Source organism: Sulfurovum indicum (genome assembly GCF_014931715.1).
In the GTDB taxonomy this organism is placed as follows: domain Bacteria; phylum Campylobacterota; class Campylobacteria; order Campylobacterales; family Sulfurovaceae; genus Sulfurovum; species Sulfurovum indicum.
The window spans coordinates 1,471,023-1,482,701 of record NZ_CP063164.1; the positions used below are offsets into that span (position 1 = coordinate 1,471,023).

Sequence of the window (11,679 nt, forward strand, 5' to 3'; positions counted from 1 at the left end):
TTTTACCAATTTTAACTGTCTAATCTTAATTTATCTTGAAATAAATTATAAAAGAAATATTCGTTTTTTGCACATTTGTTATTATAGGGGCTTTAGTAACATTATATAAAAGAGTTATGCGTAACGATATAATTAGCTTCTTGTTTTAATTTTGTTATAATAGTATTGGTTAAACAATATTAACTGGTGTAATAGAACTATATTGATTTTACCACTTAGTGTAACATGCAAAAGGAGTTATATGATTAAGCTTGTTCTGTCTCTGTTCGCTGCATTGGGCTTAGTCATTTCATACTATACCTTTGAACATAAAACCTATAACGAAAAGGTCATAAAACTTGGACTTTCTCTTCCAAAAAGTGGTATTATGCGTGCCTGGGGTCAAGGTGTCTATGCCGGGGCAAATGCTTATTTTACATATGCCAACGAAAATCACCTGCTTGACAAAAAAATAAAACTTATTATTTATGATGACAAATATGAACCTGAACTAACACTTGATAATACAAAAAAGCTTATCAAAGAGAATGTCTTTTCTTTTTTCGGATATGTAGGGACACCAACAACTAAAAAAATATTACCTCTATTACAGGAAAGCAATATTCCACTCATTGCACCTTTTACAGGAGCATCGTTTTTACGTAAAAATACAAATATTATCAATTTCAGATCCTCTTACAAGGAAGAGATAGAAACTATTGTTGACTATCTCTATCGAACAAAAGGTATCATAAAGTTTGCCGTTTTTTATCAAAATGATGATTATGGTGAAGAGGGTTACATAGCTTTGCTTGAAGCACTCAAAAAAAGAAAATTGACCCTTTATGGTGAAGGAACGTATAAAAGAAATACACTCTCTATAAAACATGCTTTTCATGAAATAAAAAATGCTGATCCTGATGCGATTTTAATGATAGGTGCATACCAGGCAAATGCTCTTTTTATAAATAGAGCAAGAAAAAACAATGATTTCACAAATACAGTTTTTTGTAATATATCTTTTAGCAATGCCGATGAAATCATCAAAGAACTTGACCATCATACAGAGAACCTGCTCTTTTCGCAAGTTGTACCTAATTATCAAGACTCTCAAAAACCAGTTGTACTGGAATACAAAAAAATCATGCGCCAATATGCTCCAAATCAACCTTTAGGGTTTATTTCATTGGAATCTTTTCTGGCAGCAAAAACCGTCGTTGCCGCATTACAGAGGATAAAAGGTTCCACTACACAAGAAAACTTTATTAAAACACTTACTACTCTTCCTCATAATACCCTGCATGGTCTAAAACTGCAGTTTAAAAACAGACAACTACACAATCATATTTATCTTTTTACCTATAAAAACAATGCCTTTGAAGAGATTAACTATGAATATTAAAAAAATGTTACAGACGATCGATCAGATATCATTTGCTTATAAAAGTGCTTTTTTACTTTTCATCATTATGGGAGGAATGATCTCTATCATCGTTTTATCCCAACTTTCAAACTATATCATCAAAAATGACTTTGAACTTCTTTTTGAAAAAAGAACAAAGTCTATTATTAAACTTGAAACGATTAAGGATATCTATATTGTAAATATCAAAGATACGCTTCAAGATATTTATCATAATGATATATCACAAAAACAGGCCAAAGAGGTTATTTTACTTGCAAAACAATTAATTAAAAAAGAGTGGTCCAACTACTTGAATATTATATCTTCAAAAGACTATCACACATCATTTATAAATAACTTTATAAAAAAAAATTTTATCGCCAATGAGCAAATACCCAATACTTTATTACAAAAAAGAATCATCGAGAACATCAAGAGAAGAAAAAATAAAATTGATACTCTTTTAAATAAAATTTTTAATCAATTAAAAAATAATTACAAGAATACCTCCACACTTCTTGATGAAATAAATTATGAAATTGACTCCATCACCATTTATCTCACCAACTTGACAAATTATGACTTGAATTTGGCGATTCAAGAAAAACGTGATACAGATAAAGAAATTCGTATTCTTTCACTTATTCTTAATGCATCCATTGTTTTGGTATTTGTCTTTTCTGCACTACTTTCCTTTCTCATTATTTCAAACTTTAAAAAACTGCACTTTGCCCTTAAAGGTGATATATTGGAAAAAACTGAAGCCCTGCAACGCTTAAATAAATCTCTGGAGCTCCGCATAAAAAAAGAGGTGGCCAATACAAAGAAAAAAGAGCTCATCATGTTTCAACAAGCCAGACTTGCCAGTATGGGAGAGATGATTGCCAATATTGCACACCAGTGGAGACAACCGCTGGGATCTATTATGATCATAGTACAGGGCTTACAAGCTAAAATGGAACTGGGTAAACTCTCCCCTGATATCCTTAAAGAAAAAGTAGAAGACGCTTTACTTTTAGGTGAAAATATGTCTGACACACTTGAAAACTTTCAAAATTTTTTTAGGCCAACTACAGCCAAAGAGTCTTTCTTGCTAAAAGAGTGTATAGAACACTCTTTTAGACTATCCAAATACATATTAGACAAACATCACATACAGATACGTATAAAAGTTTCAGACAAGATAAGGTTGCACAGTTACTATAATGAACTTTCACATGTCTTTTTAAATATCATTTCAAATGCTGAAGATGCATTAGCCACTGTTTCCGGTGAAAAATTTATTGAAATCATTGCAAAAGAACTGAAAGAGAAGATCTATATTTATATAGTCGACAGCGGCGGAGGCATTAAGGAAGAAATCCTGCCTCATATCTTCGAACCATATTTTACTACCAAATATAAAAGTTCCGGTACAGGGCTAGGACTGTACATGTCTCAACAGATCATTGAAAAACATATCGGTGGCACAATTAGATGCAAGAATGTCTGTTATACAATAGGGGATAAAAAATTTAAACATTGCACCCTGTTTACTATTATCATACCAAATAAAAAGAGCGAACAACATGTTAACTGAAAACTTAGATATACTTCATGACTTCAACATACTCTACATCGAAGATGATCCTTCTTTACTTAAACAAACCAAAGATGTACTTGATGACTTTATGCAACATACTTTTATAGCAACAAACTCCAAAGAAGCACTGGAAGTTTTAAATACCCACAAGGTTGATCTTATTCTTTCGGACATTTTACTGGAAGATGAAAACGGTATTGATTTTCTTAAATCGCTGAAGGAGAGTCATTATGGAAAGATTCCAACCATTTTAATCACTGCACATACAGATACGCCATATTTATTGGAAGCAATAAAACTAAAGGTAGAAAGCTACATTGTCAAGCCTATCAATCTAAAAGAGTTACTGACATCCATTCATAACATAGTCTTACCCATCAGCCAACAGAAAGAAGCAAAAAAAGCCTCTAATCTCATCAAACTTATTTCCGAAGTAAGTGAGGGGAAACAGATAGATGTGATTAAATATATCATACAGAACCTTGATAACGAAAATAAAATCCATACTTCTTACACGGAGATTATGTCACAAATAGATATATCAAAGCCGACCCTTGTAAAACTGTTTAAAAAACTGAGCGATAAAAACATTTTAACCAATATATCGCATAAAGTGTACCAATTTAATCAAGAGGTCTTAGACAGTCTATAGGCGATCACCAAATTAAAACAGAGTTCACTCAACATCATAAGTTCCCACAACGAGATAACTTCTAAAAATGGTGTATTGTTATTTAGGTTTTGAAAATTGATTGTACATTTAAAACCATACTCCGGTGCAGGTGACTGTATCTCCTCCAAATCCCTGCTATAGAGAAAATCAAAATGAACATTGGGATCTCGCCTGCATCTCAGTATACGCTTTAAAGTACCTTCATAATCTTTTTCGTCCAGATAAATATCTGCATGTATGTTATGAGACAACACATTTCTTACAAATGATATGATGTCAACAAAACTATCAAATTGATGGGCCAGTTTTTCTTGCAAAAAATGTTTAAACCCTCTCTCAAGTTTCAAAGCTTCTACCATCGCCATACATATACCCCTAAAGGCATTCATCTCGACAAAGTATTCAAAAAGTATCGTCTCTTCTTTAGATGATTCTTTTGCATTCTCCAATACCTGTCTAATGATATTTTCATTAAACCTGTACACTTGTGCTTTATCAAACTCTTTAATAATTTGGAGGTTGCAACTGTGACTGAGATTGTACTCTTTGGAAAGTGTTGTAAAAAACGCACCCGTTTGAAGAAAATAAAAATTTTGCTCTACTAACAGCAGCGCATCCTCTTCTAAATATTTTTCTCTCATATAAACACTCTTTTGAGTCCTTCTTTTCTTATTGTGGGATAAGTATCCAGATACTCCAAATAGGCAATCAGATATTTACGGCTGAGATTTGGATAATATACCTTAAATAAAGCTATGTCAATATAGCCTTCGTTTTTTATGATCTGTTGTAAATGTGTCATAAGTTGTATCAGGCTCTCAAAAGGCACAAAAAGATTGTGTTGTAACCTTTTTACCTTTTTGGCACTTGTTAATTTTTTAAGTACTCTATCTCCCATTTTTCTATCTATATCCAATGCATCATAAATATTATACGGTGCTTTAGGTGTCACACCTTCATCTAAAAGCATACTAAAGATTTTCGTCTGTATCACTGTTTGTACATCTTTTACATCAATATTTGGATCTCTGTAAATACCATTGTCCAAAAGAAGCCTGTTTTCTTTGGAGAGTTTTTCCAATATGTCAGAAATCAGTGTTTCACTTGCCCAGGTTTCTTTAAGACAGAGTGATTTGGCTGAAAGCATGGCATATTTGTTTTTTTTATAAATATCCATGATCTTCTCTTCCAACTCCCTTTTGACGCTTATGTCATAAAGAACCAAACCCTTCTCATCTATAAAAATATGCTCCATCTCCTTGGCTAACAGCAGTGCCTTTTCATGCCCTATTCCAAATCTTTGATTTGAGGAGATAAGGCCAAAGCCTCTTTTATGCATCGTAACCAATATCTTAAATGCTGCAGAAAAATCGCTCTTTGCTAGACTCTTTAAAAGTGGAAGCTTTAGCCTCTTTTTTATAGGATCATTCACAGGATTCAGCACCATGCCTCCTGCTACAACTCTACCCGAAAGGCTTAAAATAAAGGGTTCATTAAATACCGTATATATCTTCTGCCCAAATTGCAACTTGGCAAAACCGCGTATTTGTGCATCTTCTTCATACAGTAATACCTTTACTTCTATCTGTTTTGTACCTATAAATATCATCATCTGGGTATTATGCTCTATCTTTTGTCCAGAAATAGAGTCAAACCATACATCGATTTGTGTAAATCCTTTGATATATCCTTTTGTTGTCAAGAGCAAGCCGCGGGAGAGTGTCTGTTTTGGATTTTGTAAATTGAGTGCAGCTCTTTGTGAAGTGTAGGCACAAGGGACATCTTTTTCATGCACCTGTATATTTCTGACGATAAGTTCTTGGTTCTGCTCTGCAACAAATACTTTATCCCCTGCTTTTACCTCTCCATCCAATATCGTACCAGTGACTACAGTACCGATTCCCGGAAGAGAAAAAGCTCTGTCAACATAATAACGGAAAAGTCCGTTACTTTTTTTTTGAACAATGGGGAGTCCAAACAGTTCCTCTTTAAGCAAAGCTATACTTTTGGGCAAATAGATACTTACAGGAACAATCGCTTTAAGTTTTAGATGCGCAAAAGTATCTATATAAGTTTTTATCTCTGATACTCTATCATTTATTTTCTCTTGACTGACCAAATCACACTTGGTTAGCGCAATAATAATATAAGGGACCTTTAATAGATTAAGTATCTCTAAGTGCTCATTGGTTTGAGGCATCACACCCTCTCTGGCATCGATCACAACTAAAGTCGCATCAAAACCAAATGCACCTGCTATCATGTTTTTAATCAGCTTTTCATGCCCCGGAACATCCACAAATGCGATATTCGTATTCTGGTCCTGCATATGAGAAAAACTCAAATCAATGGTGATTCCTCTTTTTTTCTCTTCTCCTAGTGTATCCCCTTCAAATCCGTTAAGTGCTTTAATAAGTGCTGTTTTCCCATGGTCTACATGCCCTGCTGTCCCTACTACCAGATGTCTCATTTATACTACTATCTCTTTTATAATTTGGCAGAGTTCATTCTCCAGCTCTTCCTGTACGGTTCTAAAATCAAGTAAAAAACAATTTTCCTCAATTCTACCGATAACACCTTTTTCTCTAAAAGCTTTTTCCAGTCTTGTTGCTTTTCCTTTAATGTACAACGCAATTGAAGGGAACTCTTTATTGGGTAAAGTACCTCCACCCATAACCGTTTTTGTCTCGATTACCTCACACTTATCGCAACCTACTTTTTCTCTCATCTCTTCTGCTCTTTGTTTTAGGACCTCTACATCTACAAAAAGCATTTTAAGTGTGGGGATCAGATCATACTTCTCTTCAAGGTAGGCTTTTATAGTCTCTTCCAATATGCTTAAAGTTATTTTATCAACCCTCAACATTCTTAATAACTGGTTTTTTTTCAGTCTTGCTATGAGTTCACGTTTACCTGCGATAATCCCTGCTTGCACAGATCCAAAAAGTTTATCTCCACTGAAACTAATAAGAGATGGATTTAACTCTAAGATTTTACCTAAAGGCAGCTCCCTGTTTGCAAGATTATACGGTAATGGTGCGATATACCCACTCCCTAAATCATAATAGTCCAAAAGTTCATGCTCCTCTGCCAATGCGCGAATATCCGCAAAATCCACATCTTCACTGAAACCTTCTATCGTAAAGTTGGATTGATGTACTTTCATCAGCATGGCGCTGTTATCACAAATAGCATTTTTATAGTCACTAAGCTTTGTCTTGTTTGTTGCACCCACCTCTTTAAGAAGAGCACCACTCTGGCTCATCACTTCAGGTATACGAAAACTTCCTCCTATCTCTACAAGCTCACCGCGTGAGACAATGACTTCTTTGTTTTTTGCAAAGGTGTTCAGAACTAAAAAAACTGCCGAGGCATTATTGTTCACTACAATGACATCTTCAACTCCCAATAGTCTTTTAAGGTGTCCGCTCACATGTTCATACCGTTCTCCACGGCATCCTTTTTCTTGATCATATTCCAAGTTGGAGTAGTTACAAATCACATAAGATGCACGTTCTAAAATCTCTTTAGAGATAAGACTTCTACCCATATTTGTATGTAAAATAACTCCTGTAGCATTAATAAGAGGTCTTAATGAAGGGCTCAAGGCTGCAGCATACCCCTCTTTAATTTCTTTGATTAAAACAGACTCATCAACACGCTCTATCTCTTTATTAAGTATTTTTTTTCTTAACGTATCTATATGATCTCTAATAATGCTCGTAAGAAGCGTATGGTTCAATCCAGTAAATGTATCATGAAAAATAAGTTTATCAACTTTGGGTATCTGTTGTAATAATTGCATTGTTTACCTTTAAAGGCTTTATTTTATCAAAAGATTCGTTTATCTCTATTAATGCAATAGAAGTATTTCAGCCTCCTGCTTCATAAAAAGCAAAACTTGAAATACACTCTTTGCCAGCTCTCTCTTCACTCCAACAATTTTCTTTTCACAGTGTATACATTACTTCAAACTTTGCTACTATTAAAATGAATATCCAGTACATCATATTGATTTTGAAGTAAATAGGCGAAGGCTTCACATTTCTATTTATCCTCATCTTCTATCGTATAGACGAGAGGAAGAATCGTAATGAAAGCCTGCCTTCTTTTTTTAACACATACCACATACTGGCAACTACAGAATTTCAATTCACTTTTCCATTGTAAGTATTTTGTTTAACTTATCAGGTATACTTACCTTGGTTTCTGTCGATACTAAACCAACCGGTCCTAAAAACTCTATTTTGGCCACCTGTCATCCATGCGCTTTCTGTCTATAATTTTTAAAACTTGTAGTTTACGATAAAGCGATACTCTTTCCAATCCAGTCCTGGAGCGAAATCTGTAGGAAAGTTTCCTCTCAGTCTTAAATTAAGTGCTTTTGTTGCCTGATACTTGATATCAAATCCTGCTTCTTTTGCCGTCCAGGATTGTCCAGGCTTATATGTATTGGTTGCACCAATATCAAAATTTACATAGTATCCTGTCGCTTTTAACTTCAAACCTGTCATATTTTCCAGATTATAGGTTGATGCCACTTTCCATGTATCAGTACCTGCAAAGAACATATGTCTGGTGACCATACCCTGTGTAAAGGCTGGCATACCGCCCCATGGTGTTAAGACACCGCCATTCATTGCTGATCCCGAATTATCCGAGGTTTGAGAATATGCCACATATCCACTTAGGTCACCAAAACTTGTTCCTGCTTTTACTGCCCAGTAACTGCTGTCTACATTACCTGCAAGCCTACCTCCTACATCACTCTCATTAATATACTGTGCTGAAAGTTTTACCGCTGATAATTTATAGTCTGCCTGAAGATATAGTGCATTGAGAATGTCATGCGCAAAGTAGTCCCATACTTGTAGTGAAAGATTATCAATCCCTTTATAGATTACGGCTCCTGCTGTCACACCACTAGTATCTGTACCCGCTCCAAGAGCGATTACTCCCATATCTGCAAACTTTCCACTAGTACCCTCTTTGAACCCAAGTCCATAACCGCTTTGTAATGAAAGTGCACCAGGGGTATAAACATTACCAAATGTTCCTACTGACTCCTTTGTCACATGTGCAAGAATGAGTGTTGTATCTGCAATGTCAGTATTACTCAAGACTGCTGCTTCAAAAAGACTTGGAAGCATTCTTGCGTCATCTGCCCCAGCCAAAGGAGTATCAAGCCTTTGTCGACCTACTTTTAGATTTGTATTACCCATTTTATAGTTTAAATAAGCTTCACCTATAAAACCATAGCTTTCAAAGTTATCACCATATAACGAAGGATCATAACTCGCTGTGCTATAGGGATCAGAATGTATTTTTACACCTTCTGTTACATAAAATTTCGTACCAAAGCTTAAACCGTTCCATTCAGGACTGTCATATCCAATCCATCCACCAACATTCAATGAATTACGATTATTATTTATCGTACCGGAATATGTACGATCTATATAAAAAGCTCTAAGTTGTCCAGACACTTCACCTTCTGATTCAACCACTACAGGTGTAGGTTCGGATACTTCTGGTTCTACAGCCTTAATATCACCCCCCGCCATAATTGCTACGGATGCAGCAATTGATAAAATTACAGTCTTTTTCATTTTTTTCTCCTTGTATTAAAATAGTCTGCACTTTTAATTATACATAAATATATAGATATACAATAAATATGGTAAAAATAAATTTACCGTATTTTAATATGTTACCAATTGTGTCATATGGGCATATAATATGCATATATCGCATATTACTTGCTTTAATTTTATATTAATTTAATTTTCTATTTCAATAAATTTATATGGGTAAATATTTATTTACTATTTTTTAGAAAAATTGATCGACACTTACAATGTAATACAAACCCAGAGTGAGACTATAGTATCAAGACAATATAGGGTGTCGGAGAAAGCAAATACTCCTAAAGAGAGACCATTCATATATACAATATCTGTGGGCATATATAAAGAGAAACCGTACTTATAAAGGTTTCAGACAGAAAGAATAGTGTCTGAAATGCAATTAACCCCAATTCTGACAATAAAACTTTTTTGGGCAAGGTTATGAAGAGTATAAATCATAAATAAAACTATAGTATATTTGAGAGAAGAGCAGTATACTATCTGTTATAGCATACTTAGGCGGGGTTATGGTTATTCACAGGCAATAGTATAAAATAGAAAATGATGTCAGACAGATATGCATATCTTTTTTTTGAAGAAAAGTCCTTAAGCACTTTTTGGACTTATCTTCTCAGCTTCAGGCTATAAATGCGGTATAGCTGATACTATTGTAGAAGGTGTTTGAAACTTGAACTTATTTATGACATGCAATGTGGAATCATTGATCATTTTTGATTGCCTGCTAATCAATTCTTCTGTATAGACAATACGGTCAGCCATTACACCGATACGATCAGCCATGATACCTATATCATCACTCAATCGCAGGGTTGTATCCGTTAAAGTTTTCAATGTTCTCAAATAAGAGCCATTGGAATTAGTCGATGTCTTATCTACCAATAATATAACGGCACCGGTAAGGTCCAAAGTACCCTGAGACAGTGCTTCTGCTTTGTTTAGAAATGCTTTAACCTCAACGGGCTCACTGCTTTTAAGCTCCGTAGACTTGATAAAGGACGCTAGCTCTTTTTCATAAGATTCAAGCTTGGCCTACAATTGATTAAGATAAGCATCCGATTCCAATCCTTTGATTGTCTTCTCTTTAAGAACTGTTTCCACCTCTTTTGCATCCGAGATCAGATCATTCATTTCAGAAAGATAAGTATCAGCCCCTGCAAAAGTGATAGAACACCCGAGTATTACAGATAATAGTTTTTTTTCATAAATCTCCTTTAAATTTTTTGTTAGTATTATAACTACTGCATCACCAGATAACCGTATGATAGATAGTTAACTCTGTTATTAATAAACAAAGTCACTTTTTACTATAACACTTTTCTGCATAAAATGCACCAAATTTATGATCTCTTCCCTCTTTATACTCCTCTCCTGAATAATTTTGTAAAATATATAAAAACTGATATAATCATTTATATTATCAATATGTGAGGCAGCTATGACACTGAAGGAACTGGAGTTGTTCTATTACTTATCAGAGAATCCACATATTTCACAACTGGCAAAACAGATCGGAATGAGCCAGTCTGCCATCTCACTGGCTATCAAGTCACTGGAAAAAAAACTCTCAGAGCCACTTTTTGACAGAGTTGGCAAAAAACTTGTATTAAATGAACGAGGGAGACTCTTTAAAGAGAAAACCCATCCATACTTTTTGGCACTTAAAGATGCAGAAAACTTTTTTCAAAAAGATAAGTTGTCAGGTATATTGCATGTTGCTTCGAGTAAAACCATCGGTGACTTTATCATGCCTCAAATCATGTTTGATTTTCTATCCTTGTATCCCAGTGTTACAATAGAAAAAGAGATCAGAAACTCTTCAGAGATTATTCAAAAAATTTTGGATGGTACCATAGATATTGGATTTGTTGAATCAGTGTGCAACGAGCCCAGTATAATAAAAGAGACCATAGGCTGTGATCAATTGATAGTTGTTTCAAGCAACAAAGAACTATCCAAAAAAATATTTTATATTGATCAACTATTTTCAAAAAAATGGCTTCTAAGAGAAAAAGGGTCGGGTACAAGAGAAGTTTTTTTAAACAAACTTGGAGATCTGGCAAAAGAAGTCAATATTTTTATGGAGTTTTCAGAGTTTGAGGAGGTCAAAATGCTTCTTGAAAAAAATCCGGAAGTAATTACCTGTGTTTCCAGAGTTTCTGTCAAAAAAGAGTTACAAAGAGAGGAGTTGTTTGAAGTGAAATTAAAAAACTTCATATTTGAAAGAGAACTTCACCTTGTATATCATAAAAATAAATACAAAAGTAAACTCTTTGAAGAGTTCAAAGCATTTTCAAAACAGTTTTTTGAAAATATTTTAGGGAAATAGTCGACCAATATAATTACCTGAATCCCATACTCTCTTTTCATTTTCATTTCATTTTCATTATTCATA

General features: G+C 34.3%; 8 protein-coding genes and 1 pseudogene. 5 read left to right on the forward strand and 4 right to left on the reverse strand.

What is annotated here, in order from left to right; all coding sequences use genetic code 11:
- Positions 1 to 241: 241 nt before the first annotated feature.
- The 3 genes from IMZ28_RS07360 to IMZ28_RS07370 are packed head-to-tail and all read left to right on the forward strand — an operon-like array spanning position 242 to position 3,618.
- A complete protein-coding gene (locus IMZ28_RS07360; RefSeq protein ID WP_197547939.1) occupies positions 242 to 1,381 on the forward strand; it encodes an ABC transporter substrate-binding protein in 1,140 nt (379 codons plus the stop codon).
- A gap of 4 nt (positions 1,382 to 1,385) precedes the next feature.
- Complete coding sequence (locus tag IMZ28_RS07365) at positions 1,386 to 2,963, forward strand: ATP-binding protein (RefSeq protein ID WP_232087440.1); 1,578 nt, start codon at positions 1,386 to 1,388, stop codon at positions 2,961 to 2,963.
- The gene (locus tag IMZ28_RS07370; protein WP_197547941.1) at positions 2,953 to 3,618 is read left to right on the forward strand and encodes a response regulator; all 666 of its coding nucleotides are present in this window, start codon (positions 2,953 to 2,955) and stop codon (positions 3,616 to 3,618) included. The genes IMZ28_RS07365 and IMZ28_RS07370 overlap by 11 nt, the downstream gene beginning before the upstream one ends.
- Here the strand turns inward: IMZ28_RS07370 and IMZ28_RS07375 are convergent.
- The 4 genes from IMZ28_RS07375 to IMZ28_RS07390 form a co-directional block, all read right to left on the reverse strand.
- Positions 3,594 to 4,280 carry a hypothetical protein gene (locus tag IMZ28_RS07375; RefSeq protein WP_197547942.1) on the reverse strand — a complete coding sequence of 229 codons (687 nt, stop codon included), beginning with the start codon at positions 4,278 to 4,280 and terminating at the stop codon, positions 3,594 to 3,596. The two genes, IMZ28_RS07370 and IMZ28_RS07375, sit on opposite strands and share 25 nt — an antisense overlap.
- On the reverse strand, positions 4,277 to 6,109 hold the full coding sequence (selB, locus tag IMZ28_RS07380; protein WP_197547943.1) for a selenocysteine-specific translation elongation factor: 1,833 nt from the start codon (positions 6,107 to 6,109) through the stop codon (positions 4,277 to 4,279). The genes IMZ28_RS07375 and selB overlap by 4 nt, the downstream gene beginning before the upstream one ends.
- Entirely contained in the window at positions 6,110 to 7,444 is a 1,335-nt protein-coding gene (selA, locus tag IMZ28_RS07385; protein WP_197547944.1) for an L-seryl-tRNA(Sec) selenium transferase, read from the reverse strand.
- Positions 7,445 to 7,925: 481 nt separating this feature from the next.
- Positions 7,926 to 9,248, reverse strand: a complete 1,323-nt coding sequence (locus IMZ28_RS07390) for an OprD family outer membrane porin (protein ID WP_197547945.1) — start codon at positions 9,246 to 9,248, stop codon at positions 7,926 to 7,928.
- 1,474 nt (positions 9,249 to 10,722) lie between these two features.
- Between IMZ28_RS07390 and IMZ28_RS10990 the strand changes: the two are divergent.
- Together IMZ28_RS10990 and IMZ28_RS07395 are read left to right on the forward strand one after the other, a co-directional pair.
- Positions 10,723 to 10,896 (forward strand): annotated as a pseudogene (locus IMZ28_RS10990) (helix-turn-helix domain-containing protein); the annotation flags it as partial.
- 42 nt (positions 10,897 to 10,938) lie between these two features.
- Positions 10,939 to 11,613, forward strand: a complete 675-nt coding sequence (locus tag IMZ28_RS07395; RefSeq protein ID WP_232087534.1) for a LysR substrate-binding domain-containing protein — start codon at positions 10,939 to 10,941, stop codon at positions 11,611 to 11,613.
- Positions 11,614 to 11,679 lie beyond the last annotated feature (66 nt).

What these genes read in the sequence shown, in the direction of transcription:
- IMZ28_RS07360 (WP_197547939.1), top strand. Translation starts at nt 242, where the DNA reads ATGATTAAGCTTGTTCTGTCTCTGTTCGCTGCATTGGGCTTAGTCATT.
- IMZ28_RS07365 (WP_232087440.1), top strand. Translation starts at nt 1,386, where the DNA reads ATGTTACAGACGATCGATCAGATATCATTTGCTTATAAAAGTGCTTTT.
- IMZ28_RS07370 (WP_197547941.1), top strand. Translation starts at nt 2,953, where the DNA reads ATGTTAACTGAAAACTTAGATATACTTCATGACTTCAACATACTCTAC.
- IMZ28_RS07375 (WP_197547942.1), bottom strand. Translation starts at nt 4,280, where the DNA reads ATGAGAGAAAAATATTTAGAAGAGGATGCGCTGCTGTTAGTAGAGCAA.
- selB (WP_197547943.1), bottom strand. Translation starts at nt 6,109, where the DNA reads ATGAGACATCTGGTAGTAGGGACAGCAGGGCATGTAGACCATGGGAAA.
- selA (WP_197547944.1), bottom strand. Translation starts at nt 7,444, where the DNA reads ATGCAATTATTACAACAGATACCCAAAGTTGATAAACTTATTTTTCAT.
- IMZ28_RS07390 (WP_197547945.1), bottom strand. Translation starts at nt 9,248, where the DNA reads ATGAAAAAGACTGTAATTTTATCAATTGCTGCATCCGTAGCAATTATG.